The sequence below is a fragment of the Janibacter sp. LM genome (genome assembly GCF_039631275.1).
In the GTDB taxonomy this organism is placed as follows: domain Bacteria; phylum Actinomycetota; class Actinomycetes; order Actinomycetales; family Dermatophilaceae; genus Janibacter; species Janibacter terrae.
The window spans coordinates 51179-71282 of record NZ_JBDIVG010000018.1; the positions used below are offsets into that span (position 1 = coordinate 51179).

At 72.7% G+C, this 20104-nt stretch carries 19 protein-coding genes and 1 riboswitch; of the genes, 9 read left to right on the forward strand and 10 right to left on the reverse strand.

The genetic code is table 11. The features are described 5' to 3' along the window. Positions 1-6: 6 nt before the first annotated feature. The 4 genes from ABC138_RS10840 to ABC138_RS10855 are packed head-to-tail and all read right to left on the reverse strand — an operon-like array spanning position 7 to position 2742. Entirely contained in the window at positions 7-795 is a 789-nt protein-coding gene (locus tag ABC138_RS10840; protein WP_345913681.1) for an ABC transporter permease, read from the reverse strand. After that, positions 792-1559 carry an ABC transporter permease gene (locus ABC138_RS10845; RefSeq protein ID WP_068423425.1) on the reverse strand — a complete coding sequence of 256 codons (768 nt, stop codon included), beginning with the start codon at positions 1557-1559 and terminating at the stop codon, positions 792-794. The genes ABC138_RS10840 and ABC138_RS10845 overlap by 4 nt, the downstream gene beginning before the upstream one ends. Further along, complete coding sequence (locus ABC138_RS10850) at positions 1559-2491, reverse strand: ABC transporter ATP-binding protein (protein WP_068322897.1); 933 nt, start codon at positions 2489-2491, stop codon at positions 1559-1561. Before ABC138_RS10850 ends, ABC138_RS10845 begins: the two co-directional genes overlap by 1 nt. Then, the gene (locus tag ABC138_RS10855; protein ID WP_082807434.1) at positions 2488-2742 is read right to left on the reverse strand and encodes a DUF3046 domain-containing protein; all 255 of its coding nucleotides are present in this window, start codon (positions 2740-2742) and stop codon (positions 2488-2490) included. The genes ABC138_RS10850 and ABC138_RS10855 overlap by 4 nt, the downstream gene beginning before the upstream one ends. A gap of 78 nt (positions 2743-2820) precedes the next feature. On the opposite strand from ABC138_RS10855, the gene ABC138_RS10860 reads away from it, so the two are divergent. The 7 genes from ABC138_RS10860 (at position 2821) to ABC138_RS10890 (ending at position 11250) form a co-directional block, all read left to right on the forward strand. After that, the gene (locus tag ABC138_RS10860; protein WP_068322891.1) at positions 2821-3867 is read left to right on the forward strand and encodes an agmatine deiminase family protein; all 1047 of its coding nucleotides are present in this window, start codon (positions 2821-2823) and stop codon (positions 3865-3867) included. Beyond that, positions 3864-4532, forward strand: a complete 669-nt coding sequence (locus ABC138_RS10865) for a lysoplasmalogenase family protein (RefSeq protein ID WP_345913682.1) — start codon at positions 3864-3866, stop codon at positions 4530-4532. Before ABC138_RS10860 ends, ABC138_RS10865 begins: the two co-directional genes overlap by 4 nt. A 39-nt stretch (positions 4533-4571) precedes the next feature. Next, positions 4572-4988: a MarR family transcriptional regulator gene (locus tag ABC138_RS10870; RefSeq protein WP_345913683.1), complete on the forward strand. Its 417-nt coding sequence runs from the start codon at positions 4572-4574 to the stop codon at positions 4986-4988. Next, positions 4985-5458 (forward strand): DUF2306 domain-containing protein, encoded by a 474-nt coding sequence (locus ABC138_RS10875; RefSeq protein ID WP_345913684.1) that lies wholly within the window; start codon positions 4985-4987, stop codon positions 5456-5458. The genes ABC138_RS10870 and ABC138_RS10875 overlap by 4 nt, the downstream gene beginning before the upstream one ends. A 63-nt stretch (positions 5459-5521) precedes the next feature. Beyond that, positions 5522-5812 (forward strand): hypothetical protein, encoded by a 291-nt coding sequence (locus ABC138_RS10880; RefSeq protein ID WP_068322882.1) that lies wholly within the window; start codon positions 5522-5524, stop codon positions 5810-5812. A 33-nt stretch (positions 5813-5845) separates the two neighbouring features. Beyond that, a complete protein-coding gene (locus ABC138_RS10885; RefSeq protein ID WP_345913685.1) occupies positions 5846-10384 on the forward strand; it encodes a DEAD/DEAH box helicase in 4539 nt (1512 codons plus the stop codon). A 2-nt stretch (positions 10385-10386) separates the two neighbouring features. After that, positions 10387-11250, forward strand: a complete 864-nt coding sequence (locus ABC138_RS10890; RefSeq protein WP_068322878.1) for a DNA-formamidopyrimidine glycosylase family protein — start codon at positions 10387-10389, stop codon at positions 11248-11250. An 11-nt stretch (positions 11251-11261) separates the two neighbouring features. On the opposite strand, the gene ABC138_RS10895 is transcribed toward ABC138_RS10890, so the two are convergent. From ABC138_RS10895 to ABC138_RS10920, 6 genes are all read right to left on the reverse strand, one after another. After that, positions 11262-11561 carry a helix-turn-helix transcriptional regulator gene (locus tag ABC138_RS10895; RefSeq protein WP_068322875.1) on the reverse strand — a complete coding sequence of 100 codons (300 nt, stop codon included), beginning with the start codon at positions 11559-11561 and terminating at the stop codon, positions 11262-11264. A 61-nt stretch (positions 11562-11622) separates the two neighbouring features. Then, positions 11623-12108 carry a CinA family protein gene (locus ABC138_RS10900; protein ID WP_068322872.1) on the reverse strand — a complete coding sequence of 162 codons (486 nt, stop codon included), beginning with the start codon at positions 12106-12108 and terminating at the stop codon, positions 11623-11625. After that, positions 12095-12715 carry a CDP-diacylglycerol--glycerol-3-phosphate 3-phosphatidyltransferase gene (gene pgsA, locus ABC138_RS10905; RefSeq protein ID WP_068423645.1) on the reverse strand — a complete coding sequence of 207 codons (621 nt, stop codon included), beginning with the start codon at positions 12713-12715 and terminating at the stop codon, positions 12095-12097. The genes ABC138_RS10900 and pgsA overlap by 14 nt, the downstream gene beginning before the upstream one ends. A gap of 41 nt (positions 12716-12756) precedes the next feature. Next, entirely contained in the window at positions 12757-14160 is a 1404-nt protein-coding gene (gene rimO, locus ABC138_RS10910; RefSeq protein WP_068322870.1) for a 30S ribosomal protein S12 methylthiotransferase RimO, read from the reverse strand. 41 nt (positions 14161-14201) lie between these two features. Continuing rightward, positions 14202-14906: an ion channel gene (locus ABC138_RS10915; protein WP_068322867.1), complete on the reverse strand. Its 705-nt coding sequence runs from the start codon at positions 14904-14906 to the stop codon at positions 14202-14204. Between the two features lie 67 nt (positions 14907-14973). Then, complete coding sequence (locus ABC138_RS10920; RefSeq protein ID WP_345913686.1) at positions 14974-17793, reverse strand: DNA translocase FtsK; 2820 nt, start codon at positions 17791-17793, stop codon at positions 14974-14976. A 111-nt stretch (positions 17794-17904) separates the two neighbouring features. Between ABC138_RS10920 and ABC138_RS10925 the strand changes: the two genes are divergently transcribed. Together ABC138_RS10925 and ABC138_RS10930 are read left to right on the forward strand one after the other, a co-directional pair. After that, a complete protein-coding gene (locus tag ABC138_RS10925; RefSeq protein WP_338537881.1) occupies positions 17905-18549 on the forward strand; it encodes an A24 family peptidase in 645 nt (214 codons plus the stop codon). 73 nt (positions 18550-18622) lie between these two features. Then, a riboswitch (SAM riboswitch) is annotated at positions 18623-18738 on the forward strand. Between the two features lie 42 nt (positions 18739-18780). After that, positions 18781-19998 (forward strand): aminotransferase class V-fold PLP-dependent enzyme, encoded by a 1218-nt coding sequence (locus tag ABC138_RS10930; RefSeq protein WP_345913687.1) that lies wholly within the window; start codon positions 18781-18783, stop codon positions 19996-19998. The last annotated feature ends 106 nt before the right edge of the window (positions 19999-20104 follow it).

Sequence of the window (20104 nt, forward strand, 5' to 3'; positions counted from 1 at the left end):
TCGCTCCTAGGCGCGCAGGAGGGTCTCGATGCGGTGGGAGGTGGCCCAGATGCCGACCACGCCCAGCACGAGCAGGTAGGCGACGTGCCAGAGCAGGCCCCACCCCACCTCGCCGAGCATGAGGCCGCGCTCGAGCGCGACGCCGTGGTAGAGCGGGGTAGCCATGACGACCGGCTGCGCCCAGCCCGGGTAGGTCGCGAGCGGGAAGAAGGTCGCCGAGAGCAGGAAGAGCGGCTGGATGACGAGCATGACCCAGTCGAAGTCGACCCAGGAGCGCATGAAGGTCGTCGCGTACATGCCGACCGCGGAGAACGCGAGGCCGATGAAGACCGCCGCCGGCACCGCGAGCACCGACCACCAGGACTCGACGACGCCCACCGCGAGCGCCACGAGGTAGAAGACGAGTGCGTAGACCCCGCCGCGGACGAGGCTCCAGACGACCTCCCCGACGGCGATGTCCCGCGGCCCGAGAGGGGTCGCGAGCATCGCGTCGTAGATCCGCGCGTACCTGAGCTTGAAGAAGACGTTGAAGGTCGAGTCCATGACCGCGCCGTTCATCGCCGAGCTGGCGAGCATCGCCGGGGCGACGAAGGCCGCGTAGGAGACCTGTGTCCCGCCGTCGGTCATGACGAAGGGGACGAGCGACCCGACGCCGATGCCGAGCGAGAAGAGGTAGAAGACCGGCTCGGCGAAACCGGTGACGAAGGCGATCCACTGCCGTCGGAAGGTCACGACGTTGCGCTCCACGACGGCGCGCCACATGGCCAGGCCGGGCGTGAGGACACCGGTCGTCATGTCACCAACCGCCGGGTCATGCCGGACCGGGCGTAGACCCACCCGAGGGCGACGAAGGCGAGCAGCACGAGCAGGTGCACGAGGTCGAAGGGGGCGAAGCTCCCGTGGGCGGACGAGCGCACCAGCTCGACCCCGTGCCACAGCGGGGTAGCCCAGGCCAGGATCTCGAGGACGAAGGGGAGGCGGTCGACCGGGAAGAAGACGCCCGAGAAGAGCATGAGCGGGGTGATGACGAGGCGGTAGACGATGTTGAAGGAGGAGTCCCCCTTCGCCCGGGCGGTGAAGCCGAAGAGCGGGACGGCGAAGGCGAGGGTCACGAGGACCCCGATGGGCACCGCGAGCAGGACCCACCAGGACGCGAAGCTGCCGAAGAACGAGGCGACGAGGACGAAGGCCGCCGCAGCGAGGCCACCCTGCACGGCGATGACCGTCAGGTGCCCGAGGAGCAGGTCGCTCACCGTGAGGGGCGTGGCGAGCATCGAGTGGTACATGCGGTTCCACGTGAAGAGCCCGTAGACGGGGTAGGTCGACTCACCGACCGCCGTCATCATCGCCTGCACCGCGACCATGCCCGGCGCGACGAAGAGCAGGTAGGAGACGCCGTCCACTCCCCCGGACGACGCGTCCACGAGGGATCCGAGGCCGAGCCCGATCGCGAGCAGGAAGAGCAGCGGCGAGACGAAGCGCGAGAAGAGCGAGCCCATCCAGGTGCGCCGGTAGACGACGAGGAAGTACCCCGCGACGGCGCCGACGCGGCCGAGCATCAGTCGACGAGGGTGCGGCCGGTGAGGTGGAGGAAGACGTCCTCGAGCGTGGAGCGGCGCACGATCGCGCTGAGCGGCTGCAGGCCGCGGTCGTGGACGGCCTCGAGGGCCGCGTCACCGTGGTCGGTGTAGACGAGGAGGCGGTCCGGCAGTGCCTCGACGCGCTCGCCGACGCCCTCGACGAGGTGCGCCGCGTCGGCGTGGTCCGCCTGCTCGTCCAGCGGCAGGCGCAGCTCGAGCACCTCGCGCGTCGAGTAGGACCCGATGAGCGAGCGCGGAGAGCCCTCGGCGACGATGCGACCGCGGTCCATGACGACGAGCCGGTCGCACAGCTGCTCGGCCTCGTCCATGTAGTGCGTCGTGATGATGAGCGTGACGCCCTGGCGCTTGAGCCGGAAGAGCTTGTCCCACAGGACGTGCCGCGCCTGGGGGTCCAGACCGGTCGTCGGCTCGTCGAGGAGCAGGATCTCCGGCTCGTTGATGAGCGAGCGGGCGATGGTCAGGCGTCGCTTCATGCCACCCGACAGGGGCTCGACCTTGTCCTTGCGCCGCTCGGTGAGCTGGGCGAAGTCGAGCAGCTCGTCGATCCGCTCGCGGATCACCCGGCGCGGCAACCCGAAGTAGCGCCCGTAGACGTAGAGGTTCTCCTCGACGGTGATCTCCTCGTCGAGGTTGTCCTGCTGCGGGCAGTTGCCCAGGCGGGCCCGGATCGCGGCGCCGTCGGTCACCGGGTCGAGGCCGAGGATGCGCAGCTCGCCGGCGCTCGGCGGAGAGGTGGCGGCGACCATCTTCATCGTCGAGGACTTGCCGGCGCCGTTGGGACCGAGGAACCCGAAGGACTCCCCCCGCCGCACCTCGATGTCGATGCCGTCGACGGCCGTGAAGTCACCGAAGGTCTTGGTCAGGCCGCGCGCGCTCAGCAGCACGCTCACTCCGGCCTCTCGTTCGCGATCTCCGGCGGGACCTCCATCGGCTCCCGGTCGAGCCCGAGGCGGCGGTGGGGCGGGATGGACAGGTCCTCGCACAGGCTCTCCCACACCCGGCGGGGCGGCTCACCGTCGGCGAGCGCGCGCTCGACCGTGCGGTCACCGAGCGCCTGGACGACGTGCCCGCGGGCGAGGGTGTGGGCATACCCCTCCCCGAACTCGTCCTCCATGAGGGTCCAGAAGTGACTCAGGCGCACCCGGCGAGTGTAGGTGTGTCCGGCGGCCGTCGGTGCGGGGCGGCATACTGCAGCCACGACGACCAAGGAGGTCGCCCGATGGGCGAGACGATCCCGTGGCGGATGCCCGCCGAGTGGACCGAGCACGAGCGCACGTGGATGGCGTGGCCGAGCAACGGCTACACCCTGGGCGACACCCCCGACGAGGTGGAGCGCGCCCGGCGGACGTGGGCCGCGGTCGCGCGGGCGGTGGCCGGCTTCGAGCCGGTGACGATGGTCGTGTCGCCGAGCGACATCCACCTGTGCCGCGAGTACCTGCGCAACGACACCGCGCACCCCATCGACATCGTCATCGCCGACCTCGACGACGCGTGGATGCGCGACATCGGGCCGAGCTTCGTCCTCTCCCCCGACGGCGAGCTCGGTGGCGTGGACTGGGTCTTCAACGGGTGGGGCGGGCAGGACTGGGCGACGTGGGACCTCGACGCCCGGATCGCCGCACAGGTGGCCGACGCCGCGGGCGCGCACCACCTCCCTTCGTCGATCGTGAACGAAGGGGGCGGGCTGCACGTGGACGGGGAGGGCACCGTCCTGCTCACCGAGACCGTGCAGCTCGACCCGGGTCGCAACCCGGGGGCGACGAAGGGGGACATCGAGGCCGAGGTCGGCCGGCTGCTCGGCGTGGACACCTTCATCTGGCTGTCGCGGGGCCTGACGCGCGACTACGACGAGCTCGGGACGCGCGGGCACGTCGACATCGTCGCGACCTTCACCGAACCGGGGCACGTGCTGCTGCACTGGCAGGAGGACGAGTCGCACCCGGACCACGCGGTGAGCCGCGAGATCGAGCAGGCGCTGCTCGCGGCGACCGACTCCGCCGGACGCCGGCTGGAGGTCACGCGCATCCCTGCGCCCCGGACGCTCACGGACGACGAGGGACCGGTCGACTGGTCCTACGTCAACCACCTGGTGTGCAACGGCGGGGTCGTGGCCTGCGTCTTCGACGACCCGCACGACGAGCGGGCGCTCGAGATCCTGCGCGAGGTCTACCCGGGCCGCGAGGTCGTCGGCGTCGATGCCCGCCCGCTCTTCGACCGCGGTGGCGGCATCCACTGCATCACCCAGCAGCAGCCGGAGTCCTCGTGAGGCCCGACCTGCTCGGCTACCTCCCGCTCGCCGTGGCGACGACCGCGGCCGACGTGCTCGGTCGCGACCGCGCCCACCTCGTGAGCAAGCTGGCGCTCGCCCCGACGCTCGCAGCCGGGGTGCTCTCGACCCGGTCCGGGCGCAGCCCCCGCCGCACCGGCACCCTGCTCATCGCGCTCGTCGGCTCCACCGTCGGGGACTGGTACATGTACCGCTCGAGCCGGACCGAGGGCGAGCTGTCACGGGCGATGATGCGGCGGGGCGCGAGCGCCTTCGCCGTGCAGCAGGCCGGCCTCGTCGCCCTGCTCGTGCGGGACGGCGCACGGCCCCGACGGGTACCGGTGGGCGTCGCGGCGACCACCCTGGCCGGGCTCGCCGTCCTCGACTCCGACGGAGGGGCTCCCGACGCGGTGCTCACGGGCTACGGTCTCCTGCTCGGCTCGATGTCGGCGCTGGCCTTGGGCGACGGTGGCCGCGCACGCACCGGGCGGGCCGTGGCCCTCGGCGGGGCGCTCTTCCTCGTCTCCGACGCCGCGATCATCGTCGGGCAGCGGTTCGCGACGTCCCCTCGGGCACAGGCGATCTCATCCGGCGTGATCCTCTCGACCTACACGGCGGCGCTGGCGCTGCTCGTCCACGGGCTGCGCGACGAGGTCACCCCCTGATACTTGCGGGCGTAACTTACTGCTGCAAGTATGTAGGTCATGAGCACGCTCGCCCATGACCTCCACCTCCTCGTCAAGGCCCTCGACCGGTCCGCGGAGGTGCGTCTGGCCCCCTTCGGACTGACGTACGCGCGCTACCTCGCCCTGCTCGTGGTCGGCGACGCCCCGGGGCTGACCCAGCGTGACCTCGCCGCGAGGCTCGGGCTGAGCGAGGCTTCCGCCAGCCGCACGACCACCGGGCTGGGCGAGCACGGCTGGATCGACATCGCCCGGACGCCCGGATCCGGCAACCGCCGCACCCTGGCGCTCACCGAGGCTGGTCGCGCGCTGCTGGACCGCGCCGGCACGAGCCTCGGCCGGGACTTCGACGACGCCGTCCGCGCCATCGGACGCAGCCCCGAGGCCCTGGCCCGCGACGTGCGCCGGCTCACCGCCCTCCTCGCGGAGTCACCATGACCCCGCTGCTCGTCGCCCACCTGCTCGCCGCGCTCGTGGCCCTGCCGCTCGGCGGCCACCAGCTCTTCCGGCCGACGAAGGGGGACGTCCGTCACGTCCTCCTCGGCCGGGTCTGGGCGGGGCTGATGATCTGGGTCGCGCTCAGCTCGTACTGGATCCGCGACATCCGCGACGGTGAGCTGTCCCTGCTGCACATCCTCTCGACCGTCACCCTCGTCACCGTCACCCTCGGGGTGGTCCAGGCGCGACGGGGCAACATCGCCGCGCACAGGGGCAACATGCGCGGCAGCTGGCTCGGGCTGTGCGGCGCCTTCGTCGGCGCGGTGGCCGTGCCGGACCGCGCGATCCCGACCTTCGTCGTGACCCGACCGATCGAGGCACTCGTCGTGGTGGTGCTGGTCGTCGGACTGACCGTCGGGTTGGTCAGGGTCGGGGCGATGCTGGCGCGGGAGCGGGTGACGACCAGCTGACGGTTGTCCACAGATGTGCGACGGGCCCTCGGCGTGTCGCGCCGGGACGCCTATCGTGGAGGGATGACGGCGGCGGACATCGAGCGCAAGGTGCGGCAGCACGAGAACGACATCTCGGCGATCTACACGATGATCGCTGACATCCACAACACCCAGGGACGACACACCAACCGGTTCAACGAGCTGACCGAGGACGTCGGGGCACTGGGCGAGCGCATGTCATCGATCGAGACGCGGATGACCTCGCTCGAGGGCAAGGTCGACTCGCTCGAGGGCAAGGTCGACTCGCTCGGGGGCAAGGTCGACTCGCTCGGGGGCAAGGTCGACCAGGTGCTGGAGCTGCTCCAGCGCTGAGCTGTCGGTGGTCGGTGGCAGGCTGTCCCTGCGATGACCAACGACATCCTCGAGAGCTTCTCCCCCGCGACCGCGGCATGGTTCCGCGACAGCTTCGCCGCGCCCACGGAGGCCCAGACCGGGGCGTGGAGCGCGATCAGCGGTGGCAGCCACGCGCTCGTCGTCGCCCCGACCGGGTCGGGCAAGACACTGTCGGCCTTCCTCTCGGCGCTCGACCGGCTCGCCTCCACGCCGCGACCGGAGGACCCGCAGGCGCGCTGCCGGGTGCTCTACATCTCCCCGCTCAAGGCCCTGGCGGTCGACGTCGAGCGCAACCTGCGCGCCCCGCTCGTCGGCATCGGCCACGCCGCCGACCGGCTGGGACTGCCGGCGCCGCAGGTCTCCGTGTCCGTCCGCTCGGGTGACACCCCGGCGAACGAGCGCCGCGCCTTCGCCAAGGCGCCGACCGACGTGCTCATCACGACGCCCGAGTCGCTCTTCCTCATGCTCACCTCGGGGGTCCGCGACGCCCTGCGCGGGGTCGACACGATCATCATCGACGAGATCCACGCGCTCGCCGGGACCAAGCGCGGCGCCCACCTCGCCCTCTCGCTCGAGCGCCTCGACGCCCTCCTCGAGTCCCCCGCCCAGCGCATCGGCCTGTCCGCGACCGTGCGCCCGGTCGACGAGGTCGCCCGCTTCCTCGCCGGCGGCCGTCCCGTCGAGATCGTCCAGCCCGAGTCGACGAAGCAGTGGCAGCTCGACGTCGTCGTCCCCGTCGCCGACCTCACCGACCTCGGGGAGCCGACGGGCGACCTCTCCGGTGCTGCGGCCGGCGAGGAGCGCCGGGCGTCGATCTGGCCGCACGTCGAGGAGCGGGTCGTCGACCTCGTCGAGCAGCACCGCTCGACCCTCGTCTTCGTCAACAGCCGCAGACTCGGTGAGCGGCTCACCGGGCGGCTCAACGAGATCCACTCCGAGCGGGTGGGGCAGGAGACCATCCTGGCCCGCGCCCACCACGGCTCGGTGAGCAAGGAGCAGCGCTCGCTCATCGAGGAGGACCTCAAGGCCGGCCGCCTGCCCTGCGTCGTCGCCACGAGCAGCCTCGAGCTCGGCATCGACATGGGCGCGATCGACCTCGTCGTCCAGATCGAGTCCCCGCCCTCGGTCGCCTCCGGCCTCCAGCGCGTCGGCCGCGCCGGCCACCAGGTCGGCGCCGTGAGCCACGGTGTCGTCCTGCCGAAGTTCCGCGGGGACCTCGTCCAGTCCGCCGTCGTCGTCGAGCGCATGCGCGCCGGCGAGATCGAGGCCCTGCACGTCCCCGCCAACCCGCTCGACGTCCTCGCCCAGCAGGTCGTCGCGATGTGCGCGCTCGACGACTGGCAGGTCACCGAGGTGGAGGCGCTCGTGCGGCGGGCGGCCCCCTTCGCCTCCTTGCCGGCGACGCTGCTGCACGCGACGCTCGACATGCTCGCCGGGCGCTACCCGTCCGAGGACTTCGCCGAGCTGCGGCCACGGATCACGTGGGACCGGGTCGCCGGCACCATCGTCGGGCGGCGCGGGGCGCAGCGACTGGCGGTGACGAGTGGGGGCACGATCCCCGACCGCGGCCTCTACGGCGTCTTCCTCGCGTCCGGCGACGGCCCCGGCCGACGGGTCGGCGAGCTCGACGAGGAGATGGTCTACGAGTCGCGCGTCGGCGACGTCTTCACCCTCGGCACGAGCAGCTGGCGCATCGAGGACATCACCCACGACCAGGTCCTCGTCACCCCCGCCCCCGGGCATCCGGGCAAGCTGCCCTTCTGGCACGGCGACCAGCTCGGGCGCCCCGCGGAGCTCGGCGCCGCCGTCGGTGGCTTCCTCCGGGAGGTCGGCGGGCTCGACGCGAAGGGGGCGCACGCCCGCCTCGCGCAGGCCGGCCTCGACGAGTGGGCCCGCGACAACCTGCTCGCCTACCTCGACGAGCAGCGCACCGCCACCGGTCACCTGCCCGACGACCGCACGATCGTCGTCGAGCGCTTCCGCGACGAGATCGGCGACTGGCGGGTGGCGCTGCACTCCCCCTTCGGCGCGCAGGTTCACGCGCCGTGGGCGCTCGCGATCTCCGGGCGCATGCGGGAGCGCTTCGGCATCGACGTGCAGGCGATGCACGGGGACGACGGGATCGTCCTGCGTCTCCCGGACATCGAGCTCGACGCAGCGCCGGACTCCGGCGCCGTGAGCACCCAGGTCCTCGACCTCATCACCCTCGACCCGGCCGACGTCGAGCGGGCGGTCACCGAGGAGATCGGTGGCTCGGCGCTCTTCGCCGCGCGCTTCCGCGAGTGCGCCGCCCGGGCTCTGCTGCTCCCCCGGCGCCGGCCCGACCGACGTCAGCCGCTGTGGCAGCAGCGGCAGCGGGCCGCGGCGCTGCTCGAGGTCGCGAGCGGTCACTCCGACTTCCCGATCGTGCTCGAGGCCGTGCGCGAGTGCCTCCAGGACGTCTTCGACGTGCCGGCGCTGACGGAGCTCATGACGCACATCGCCGGGCGCCGGGTGACGCTCGTCGACGTCGAGAGCCCACGGCCCTCCCCCTTCGCCGCGTCACTGATGTTCGGCTACGTCGCCCAGTTCCTCTACGAAGGGGACTCCCCCCTCGCCGAGCGGCGCGCCGCGGCCCTGACGCTCGACCCCAGCCTGCTCGCCGACCTCCTCGGGCGCGGCGAGCAGCTCGCACTGTCCGACCTCCTCGACCCGGCCGCGGTGGAGCGCACCGCCGCCGAGCTGCAGAGCCTCACCCCGGAGCGCGCGGCCCGCGACGGCGAGGACCTGCTGGACCTGCTGCGGGTGCTCGGCCCGCTCTCCGTGGCCGAGCTCGACCGACGCAGCCGGCTCGACGAGGAGGACGTCCGCGCCGCCCTCGCCGAGCTCGAGCGCGGCCGCCAGGTCATCCCCGTGCGCGTCGCCGGCGAGGACCGCTGGGCGAGCACCGAGGACGCCGCCCGCCTGCGCGACGCCCTGGGCGTCAGCCTGCCGCCGGGGCTCGCCGACTCGATGCTCCAGCCGACGAGCGACCCGCTCGGTGACCTCGTCGCACGATATGCCCGCACCCACGTCCCCTTCGCGGCGGCCGACCTCGCGACCCACTACGGCATCGGCCGCGCGGTCGCCACCGACGCCCTGCGGCGCCTCGTCCAGACCGGCCGGCTCGTCGAGGGCGACCTGCTGCCCGTCGAGTGCGGCGGCCGGGGCGGCGAGTTCTGCGACGCCGAGGTGCTGCGGACCCTGCGGCGCCGATCGCTGGCCGCCCTGAGGCACGAGGTCGAACCGGTCGAGCCGCGGCAGTACGCACGCTTCCTGCCGGCGTGGCAGGGCGTCGGGCGTCGCATGCGCGGACGTGACGGCGTGCTGCGGGTCGTCGAGCAGCTGAGCGGGGTCCCGGTCCCGGCCAGCGCGCTCGAGTCGCTCGTCCTGCCCGCGCGCGTCGACGACACGGTCAGGCCGATCCTCGACGACCTCATGGCGACCGGTCAGGTGCTCTGGGCCGGCCACGGCAGCCTCCCCGGTGACGACGCGTGGATCAGCCTGCACCTCGCCGACGGCGCCGACACGACGCTCCCGGTCCCCGACGCGTCCGGTCTGGGCGATGTCGAGGAGCGGGTCCACGCGGCGCTGGCCGGCGGAGGCGCCTACTTCTTCCGCGACCTCTCCGACGCCCTCGCCCGCAGCCGGGCGGAGGACGAGGAGCGGATCGACGACGAGGAGCTCGCCGACACGCTGTGGTCGCTCGCCCACCGCGGGCTGGTCACCGGCGACACGCTTGCCCCGGTCCGGGGTCTGCTCGCCGGTGGACGCACCGCGCACAAGGCGCAGCGCCGGCCGACCCCTCGGGGCCGGTACGGCGGTCGGCCGCGGCTGGGCCGTGCCGCCCTGCCTCAGCGCAGCGGGCCCTCGCGCGCCGCCGGCCGGTGGTCTGCGTTGCCGATCGCCGAGAGCGACCCGACGACGCGCATCCACGCGGCCGCCGAGGGCTTGCTCGACCGGCACGGCGTCGTCACGCGCGGCGCCGTCGTCGCCGAGGAGGTCACCGGCGGCTTCGCGGCGATCCACCGCGTGCTCGGGGCCGCCGAGGAGGCCGGCCAGGTGCGGCGCGGCTACTTCATCGAGGGGCTGGGGGCCTCGCAGTTCGCGGTGCCGGGCGCCGTGGACGAGGTGCGCTCGACCCGCGCTCCCGAGGGGCCGGTCGTGCTCGCGGCGACCGACCCTGCCAACCCGTGGGGAGCGGCGCTGCGCTGGCCCGAGCGGGACTCCGGGCACCAGCCCGGCCGCAAGGCGGGGGCACTCGTCGTCGCGGTGGACGGGCAGCTCGTCCTCTACGTCGAGCGCGGCGGGCGCACGCTGCTGTCCTGGGAGAGCGACGAGGAGTCCCTCGCCCTGGCCGCGCGCGGGCTCGCCGACGCGGTGCACCGGGGCGCGCTCGGCCGCCTCACGGTGCAGCGGGCCGACGGCGCTCCCGTGCTCGGGTCGCAGGACCCGCTCGCGCGGGCCCTCACCGACGCCGGGTTCACGATGACGCCGCGGGGCCTGCGGCTGCGGCCGAGCGGGCGGGGCTGACCGTGCCCGAGGGCGACACCGTCTGGCGGACGGCACAGCGGCTGCACGCTGCCCTCGCGGGCCGGCGCGCGCTGCTCGTCGACATCCGGTGGGGTGAGGTCGACGAGGCGCCCTTGCGCGGGGCGGTCGTCGACGAGGTCGTGCCCCGGGGCAAGCACCTGCTCCACCGCTTCGACTCGGGCTGGACCCTGCACACGCACCTGCGGATGGAGGGATCCTGGCGGGTCGAGGCGGCGGGGTCCGAGGCGGCGAGGCGCTCCCTTCGCCGCCCTGACCTGCGCGCGGCCATCGGCAACGACGACTGGACGACGCTCGGGCTGCGGCTCGGTGAGCTCGACGTCGTGCGGCGTGACGAGGAGCACCGGCTCGTCGGGCACCTCGGACCCGACATCCTCGGGGACGACTGGGACCCCGACCTGGTCGCCCGACGGATCAGCGAGCAGCCGGAGCAGGTCTCGGTCGCCGCGGCGCTGCTCGACCAGCGCGTCCTCGCCGGCGTGGGGACCTTCTGGGCGAGCGAGGGGCTCTTCGTCCAGCGGCTGCACCCGTGGCGTCCGGCGGCGGACCTGGGCGACGACGAGGTCACCGCCCTGCTCGCCCGCCTGCACGAGCTCATGCTGCGCGGCCGGGAGCACGCGGTCCAGTCGGCCACCGGCATCCTGCGCGCCGACCAGCGGGCGTGGGTGCACGGACGGTCGGGTCGCCCCTGTCGACGCTGCGGCCAGACCGTGCGGGTCGCCCCTCTCGGGCGCCAGGGGCCGGACCGGGTCTTCTTCTCCTGCCCGGGGTGCCAGGGAGGGGTGGGGCCGACGGACGACGGCCGACCGCAGGGGCCGCTCGGCTCCCGCCGACGGCCACGGCCCTGAGGCCGAGCCGATCAGGCCGCGGAGACGACGTCCTCGGACCGGTTGGCGACCGGCAGGGTCACCGGAGCCGAGGCGCGCTCGGCGCGGTCGGCCCGCTGGGCGATCTCGGTGAAGACGAGCGACATCGGCATCTCGAGGGCGGTGCAGATCGAGGCGAGCAGCTCCGAGCTCGCCTCCTTCTCCCCGCGCTCGATCTCGCTGAGGTAGCCGAGGGAGACGGAGGCCTTGGCGGAGATGTCGCGCAGGGTCCGGCCCTGGGCACGGCGCGCATCGCGCAGCACGTCCCCGAGCTCCTCACGCAGCAGCACCATCGCGCTCACCTCCTACCTCGCATCTACTGGTTCCAACCGTACCCCGCCACCCCGACAACGGTCAGGGTGAGTCCCGCACGGCGAGGTCCAGTGCCGCCTCCACCGCCCCGGACCGCACGGCGTCCCGATCCCCCGTCAACGCCAGGCGTCGCGTCCGTAATCCGTCGGGGGTCAGGCACGCCAGCCAGACCGTCCCGGCGGGGTGTCCCTCGCTCGGCCCGGGGCCGGCGACCCCGGTCGTCGCGATGGCGACGTCGACGCCGAGGACGCGGGCGGCCCCCTTCGCCATCTGCGTCGCGACCTCCTCGTCGACCGTCCCGACCCGGGCGACCAGCTCGGGGTCGACGCCGAGGACCTCGATCTTGACCGCTGGGTCGTAGGCGACGACGGATCCGCGGAAGACCGCGGAGGCCCCGGGGACGTCGACGATCGTCGCCGCGAGCCGACCACCCGTCAGGGACTCGGCGGTGCCGAGGGACCACCCGACGGCGCGAAGGGAGGCCAGCAGCCCGGCGGCACCCGCCGGCGAGCCGTCAGCGGCCGCCACTGGCCCGACGGGCGCGCTTCATCCGGGCGCGATCGCTCGTGGTCCGCAGGGTCAGGGCCTTCATGACGTAGTCGATCGCAGTCGCGATCGTCACGACGAGCGCGGCGACGAGGATGAGCCAGGCGATCCCCCGCCACAGCCACTCGACGGGCAGGCTGCTCAGCGGGATGACGAAGAGCCCGATGGCCAGTGCCTGGAGGAAGGTCTTGACCTTGCCGCCACGGCTGGCCGGCATGACCCCGTGCCGGATGACCCAGAAGCGCAGGAGCGTGATGCCGAGCTCGCGGGCGATGATGACGACCGTGATCCACCAGGGGATCTCGCCGATCATCGACAGCGTGATGAGGCCGGCGCCCGTCAGTGCCTTGTCGGCGATCGGGTCGGCGACCTTGCCGAAGGTCGTCACCAGCCCCTTGGCCCGGGCCAGGTCACCGTCGATGCGGTCGGTGATGATCGCGACGGCGAAGACGCCCCAGGCCCACCAGCGCGTCGCCGGGTCGTCGCCGCCGTCACGCAGCACGAGCCAGACGAAGACGGGGACGAGCAGGATCCGCAGGACGGTCAGCGCATTGGGGAGGTTCCACGGGCTCGGCTCCGGGATCGGCATCGAGATGCCCTCCGGTGCCTCCGGGGTGGGATGGTCCTGGCTCACGCCAGGACCTCCGCGACGAGGTCGATGCCCTCGGTGCCGACCACCTCGGCAGCGACGAAGGCGCCGATCTCGACACCCTCGAGCGCACCGGTCAGCAGCGTGACGCCGTCGACGTCGGGGCCCTGGTGCGCGGCGCGGCCGCTCACCTCACCGCTCTCCTCGTCGACGTCCTCGACGAGCACCTCGACGACCTGGCCGATGCGCTCCTCGGCACGCTGCGCGGTGAGCTCCTCCACGAGCCGGGTGAGGCGGTCGACCCGCGTGGCGATGACATCGGGGTCGATCTTGTCTGTGAGCAGCTCGCCCTCGGTGCCGTCCTCGTCGGAGTACCCGAAGACCCCGACCACGTCGAGCCGCGCCCCGACGAGGAAGCGCTCGAGCTCGGCGACGTCCTCCTCGGTCTCCCCGGGGAACCCGACGATGACGTTGGAGCGGATGCCGGCCTCGGGCTGGCGCTCACGGATGCCCTCGATGAGGCCGAGGAAGGAGTCGGTGTCACCGAAGCGGCGCATCCGCCGCAGCAGCGGACCGGAGGCGTGCTGGAAGGAGATGTCGTACCACGGCACCACACCCTCGGTGCTCGCCATCGCCCGCAGCAGGCCGGGGCGGATCTCGGCGGGCTGCAGGTAGGACACCCGGACGCGCTCGATGCCCTCGATCGTGGTCAGCTCGGGCAGGACCTGCTCGAGGAGGTCGAGGTCGCCGAGGTCCTTGCCGTAGGACGTGGAGTTCTCGCTCACGAGGAAGAGCTCACGCACGCCCTGGGTGGCGAGCCACCTCCCTTCGGCCACGACGTCGCTCGGGCGGCGCGAGACGAAGGCGCCGCGGAAGGCCGGGATGGCGCAGAAGGCGCAGCGCCGGTCGCAGCCAGAGGCGATCTTCAGCGGCGCCCACGGCTTGTCGTCGAGACGGGCGCGCGGGAGGTCACCAGCGCCGTGACCCGGCACGGAGAGCTCGCTCGCGTCCCGCTCGACCGGGGAGATCGGCAGCAGCCTGCGGCGGTCGCCCGGGGTATGGGCCTCGGGGGCGTGCCCGTCGAGGACCGCTCGCAGGTGGCTGGACATGTCGGCATACGAGTCGAAGCCGAGGACCGCGTCGGCCTCGGGCAGCTCGTCCGCCAGCTCCTTGCCGTAGCGCTCGGCGAGGCAGCCGACCGCCACGACCTTCTGCGTGCGTCCGTGCTCACGCAGGTCGTTCGCCTCGAGGATCGCGTCGATCGAGTCCTTCTTGGCCTGCTCGATGAACCCGCACGTGTTGACGACGGCGACGTCGGCCTCGGCCGCGTCGTCGACGAGGGTCCAGCCCTCCGCCGACAGGCGCCCGGCGAGCTCCTCGGAGTCCACGTCGTTACGGGTACACCCCAGGGTGACGAGGGCGACGCTACGGGTGGGGACGGACATGCCCCCCACTCTAGGTGCTCGGTGCAGGGCGACGGACACCGTCAGCTGCGTGCCCGCATCACGGTTAGGGCGACCAGACGCGAGATGACCATCGCGACGTAGAGCACGCCGCTCAGCTGCTCGATGATCACTGCCGCTCTGGCGTGCGGTTTGACTGCGCCCACATCCGAGAGCCCGACACTGGTGAGGTTGGCTCCGGAGAAGTAGAGCAGCTCGAGGAAGGTCTTGCGGCCCTCGCCGGTGTGACCGGTGAAGGAGCCGGGCGCCAGAGTCTGGATTGCGACGAAGAGGTAGGCGAAGCCGAAGAGCAGCACGGTGAAGGCCGCCCCGACGGCGAAGAGCTCGTCCTTGGTCACCCAGGTGTCGGCGAACATGTACGAGACGAGGCCGTAGGCGACATAGAAGTAGAAGACCGCCAGGAGCGCGTGCGCGGTGAAGCCGACGACGTGGTCGGCAGGTTCGAGGACGGACCAGACCTCGAGGACGAAGGCGGGAAAGCCGATCAGCAGCGCGAGCCACGTCAGGGCCGGGGTGGAGCGCACGACCCAGATGCCGAAGGTCACCGCGAACAGCGACAACGACGTGATGACCACGCGTCCCCAGGGTTCGGACTCGACCCACGGCAGCAGGATGATCGCGAACAGCTGGATCGCGACGAGGACAGCGGATGGCTGCTTGCGCACCACCGCGGCCCAGTACCGGGCACCCGTCGGTCGGCTGTCGAGCTCGTACCAGGCCTTCGTCATGCGGCAACCCTAGACTCGCCCGTCGCCGACGGCCCGCTGATCCTGCCCCCGCTCCTGCGCCGGCCGGTCAGTGACGGTCGGTGAGGGACCAGGCGTCCTCGTCGTCGTCCTCGGTCCACTCCTCGACGACCTCGGTACCGATGGGGTCCGTCGGGTAGCGGTTGTGCGGCGCAGCCGGTGATCCCTCGCGCACGTCGATGACCGCGGTGTCCCCGGCGGCGGCCTCGGCCTCGGTGACGACGACGGCCTCGTCCTCGTCGTCGTGGGGGTCGCCCTCGTCCCCGGTGGACGCCGGCGGCTCCTCGCCGCGCATCAGGGCGAGGGTGGTCGGCAGGTCCTCGGGCGTGATGAGCACGTCGCGGGCCTTGGAGCCCTCGGACGGCCCGACGACGCCGCGCGACTCGAGCAGGTCCATGAGGCGACCGGCCTTGGCGAAGCCGACGCGCAGCTTGCGCTGGAGCATGGAGGTCGAGCCGAACTGGCTCGTGACGACGAGCTCGGTCGCCTGGAGCAGCACGTCGAGGTCGTCGCCGATGTCCTCGTCGATCTGCTTCTTGGGCGTCTCGGGGGCGACGTCCTCGCGGTAGGTCGGCTTGAGCTGACCGGTCACGTGGCTGACGACGGCCTCGATCTCCGACTCGGTGACCCAGGCGCCCTGGACACGCATCGGCTTGGACTTGCCCATCGGCAGGAAGAGCGCGTCACCCTGCCCGAGCAGCTTCTCCGCGCCCGGCTGGTCGAGCACGACGCGCGAGTCGGCGAGCGACGAGGTGGCGAAGGCCATCCGTGAGGGGACGTTGGCCTTGATGAGGCCGGTGACGACGTCGACCGAGGGTCGCTGGGTCGCGAGCACGAGGTGGATGCCGGCCGCGCGCGCGAGCTGGGTGATGCGCACGATCGAGTCCTCGACGTCGCGCGGGGCGACCATCATCAGGTCGGCGAGCTCGTCGACGATGACCAGCAGGTAGGGGTAGGGCTGGATGACCCGCTCGCTGCCGGGGATCGGCTCGACCTTGCCGGCCCTGACGGCCTTGTTGTAGTCGTCGAGGTGCTTGTAGCCGAAGGTCGCGAGGTCGTCGTAGCGCATGTCCATCTCGCGCACGACCCACTGCAGGGCCTCCGCCGCCTTCTTGGCGTTGGTGATGATCGGCGTGATGAGGTGCGGGATGCCCTCGTAGGCCGTCAGCTCCACGCGCTTGGGGTCGACGAGCACCATCCGCACCTCGTCGGGCGTGGCCCGCATGAGGATCGAGGTGATCATCGAGTTGACGAAGGAGCTCTTGCCGGAGCCGGTGGCGCCGGCGACGAGGAGGTGCGGCATCTTCGCGAGGTTGGCGATGACGTAGCCGCCCTCCACGTCCTTGCCGACGCCCATGACCATCGGGTGCTCGTTGTTGCGGGCGACGTCGGACCGCAGCACGTCGCCGAGGCAGACCATCTCCTTGTCGGCATTGGGGATCTCGATGCCGATGGCGGACTTGCCCGGGATGGGGCTGAGGATGCGCACGTCGGCCGAGGCGACCGCGTACGCGATGTTCTTCGACAGCGCGGTGACCCGCTCGACCTTCACGCCCGGGCCGAGCTCGACGACGTACCGGGTAACGGTCGGGCCGCGGTGGAACCCGGTGACCTGCGCGTCGATGCCGAACTCGTCGAGGACGCTCGTCAGGGACTCGACGACCTTGTCGTTGGCCGCCGAGCGCTCCTTGTGGGGTGCGCCGGGCTTGAGGTGCTGGCTGTCCGGGAGCGTGTAGGTGACGTCGCCGGCCAGGGCCAGCTGCTCGACCCGCTGCGGCAGCTGGGTCGTGGGCGGCGGCTCCAGGGCCGGCTTGTCCGCACTCCTGATCGGCGCGACGACCGGGTTCTTGGTCGGCCGCTTCTCCCCCGGACGGGGACCGTCGGTGGCCGCGGCATCCGCGGCCGGCTCGTCGACCGCGTCGACGGGCGCGGCGGCGCCCTTGCGCTTGCGTCCCTTCCCCGCGGGCTGGACCACCGCGGCCTGGTCGAAGGCGGTGTCGCCGTCGCGCTCGCCCAGGTTCTCGTCGTCGTCGAAGGTGCGCCGACGCCGGGCCCGCGCGACCGCGGCCTGGGGAGCGTCCCCCTTCGCCGCGACGTCGGCGCTGGTGACGTGCGAGGGGACCTCCCCGGTGAAGGCGGCCCGGACGTAGGCCAAGCGCTGCGGCACCTCGTGCAGGGGGGTGCCGGTGAGCAGGAGGAGGCTGAAGAGGCCGAGGAGGACCAGCAGGATGATGGCCGGCCACTCCGTGACCGCCGTGGTCAGGGGGTCCGCGGCGAGGAAGCCGACGATGCCGCCCGCGTCCCTCATGGGCCCGGCGCCGTCCGGCGGCTGCGGGATGTCCTTGGAGACGTGCGTCAGGCCGGAGACGGCGAAGAGCAGCCCCGCCGTGCCGAAGCCCAGGCGAGCGTCGGCCGCGGACTCGCCGGCCGAGCGCAGCAGGCGGACCCCGAGGAGCAGCAGGACGATCGGCAGCGCGTAGGCCACCCGGCCGAAGGTGCCCGCGAAGACCGCGTGCACGACGTCACCGAAGGCGCCCGACAGGCCCCACCACTCGCGGACCGCGACGACCAGGGCCAGCGCGAGGGCCAGGAAGCCCCACCCGTCGCGCCGGTGCTCGGGCTCGATCTCGCCGGCACTCGTGCCGATCCGGCGCACGCCGGCGCCGGTGGCGTGGGCGACGCCCACCCACGTCCTGTGGACCGCGGCCAGCGGCAGCGGGAGACCCCCGCCGGACGCGGCCTTCTTGCGCGGGGCGGCGGTCTTCTTCCCCTTCGCAGCGGACGTGCGACCCGACGGACGGGTGCTGCCCTTGGGGCGCGACGAGGCGCCCTTGGTGCTGCGCGAGGAGGTCGACGGACGAGTGGCCATGTTCCGCAGGTTAGGCGAAAGCCCCGCCCGACACACGCGTCACACGCGCAACAACGGCAACCTGTGGAGATCGGGGAGCGGCCCCGCCACCCGCCGAGTAGCGTCGCCGCCGTGGACGCACGCACCCTCATCGTCGCCCTCCTGGCGCTCGTCGGCGGCGTGGTCGGGTACCTCTGGCTGCGCACCGGGACGTACCGGCGGGAGGACGAAGGGGGTCCCCTCCCCCGACACCTGTGGGTCCTGCCGGTCGCCCCCTCCGTCGGGTGGGCGATCGCCCGCGGGCTCTCCGACCTGCCGTGGCCGGTGCTCGCGGCACCGCTCTCGCTGGCCCTCGCCGGCCTCGTCCTCGCCGCGGTGGACGCCGACGTCCACCGCCTGCCCAACGCGATCACCCTGCCCCTGGTCCCCGTGCAGGCCGTGCTGCTCACCTTCGCCTCCGCCGCGACCGGCGAGTGGGAGGCGTTGCAGCGGGCCGGGCTCGCGGCCCTGCTCGTCGGGGGCGGGACGCTCGCGCTCGCTTTCCTCCTCTTCGGCCGCTCGATCGGGATGGGCGACGCCAAGCTCATGGTCTCGATCGCGCCGACGCTCGCCTGGCTCGGCTGGACGCACCTCGTCGTGGGGGTCTGGGTGGGCTTCGTCATCGGTGGACTCGCCGCTCTCGCACTGCTGCTCGCGCGCCGGGCCGACCGGGGGACGCACCTCGCCTTCGGTCCCTACCTCGTCGCCGGAGCGGTCATCGCCGTCGCCCTCGGCTGACGTCCCAGGTGGCGAGATGCGCCTCGCCTCCTCTCGACACGGACCCACCGGTGTCCGATATGGTCATCCGCAAGGTCACGAGTACCAGCGACAAGCCCCGGCTAGCTGGTCGGCAACCCTCCTCCGCGGTGGGGTGCTCCGGGTGACGACCTGGCCGGCGACGCCATTGTCGCCCGGCAAGCGCGGACTCGTGGTCGACACCCGGGTCCCTGACGGACCAGGAGCATCCCCATGACCGTGTCCCACGTGCAGCAGACCTCGACCGACCTCCCCCGCCTCGTCTCCGAGGGCCTGACCTACCGCGACCGCGACGGCTCGACCGTCGAGTACGCGCACCTCGACCACGGGGCGACGACCCCGGCCTTCGAGGCCGTCGCGCAGGAGGTCGCCACCGCCGCGGTGACCTACTCGTCCGTTCACCGCGGTGCCGGCTTCGCCTCCCGGGTGACCAGCTCGCGCTACGAGCAGGCTCGCGAGAGCGTCGCCGACTTCGTCGGGGCGCGTGAGGACGACCAGGTCGTCTTCACCCGCAACACGACCGACTCCTTCAACCTGCTGGCCCGGGCGCTGCCGGCGGGCACGAAGGTCTTCGTCTTCGCCTCCGAGCACCACGCGGCCCTCCTCCCGTGGGGCGACGCGCTGCGGCTGCCCGTGCCGCACAGCCGCGACGAGGCCGTCGAGCTCCTCGAGCAGGCCCTGCGCAACCACCCCGCAGAGCACCGCCTCGTCGTCGCCACGGGCGCGTCCAACGTCACGGGCGAGCACTGGCCGATCGAGCGCCTGGCCGCGGTCGCCCGCGAGCACGACGCCCGCTTCGCCCTCGACGCCGCCCAGGTCGCGCCGCACCGTCGGGTCGACATCGCTGCCCTCGGGATCGACTGGGTCGCCTTCTCCGGCCACAAGATCTACGCCCCGTTCGGCGCCGGGGTGCTCGTCGGCCGCAGCGACTGGCTCGACGCCGCCGACCCCTACCTCGCCGGTGGCGGCGCCACCGCCCGCGTCGGTCTCGACACGACAGAGTGGACCTGCGGTCCGGCCCGGCACGAGGCCGGCTCCCCCAACGTCCTCGGCGCGATTGCCCTGGCGAGGGCCTGCGAGATCATCGCCGAGCGCGAGCGGGCGATCATCGACCACGAGCAGGCCCTGCGCATCCGACTGCTGAGCGGTCTGGCCGGGATCGAGGGTGTGCGCGTCCACACGCTCTTCGGCGGTGGAGAGGGCGCCCCCGTCGCGGCGATCACGGTCGACGGCCACGACAGCAGCGAGGTCGCGCGCATCCTCGGCGACGACCACGGCATCGGTGTGCGCGACGGCAAGTTCTGCGCGCACCTGCTCGTCGACGACCTGCTCTCCGAGCACGAGCAGGACACCGCGGTGCGGATCAGCGCGGGCCTCGGCACCACCCCGGCGCACATCGACCGGCTCCTCGGCGCCCTTCGCGCCCTCTGACCCTCCTCGGGTGAGGTCGAAGGGGGGACCCGGCAGTCCCCCTTCGCTCAGCAAGAGAAACCTCGCCTTCGCAAGAGTCTGAAACTCTTGCGAAGGCGAGGTTTAT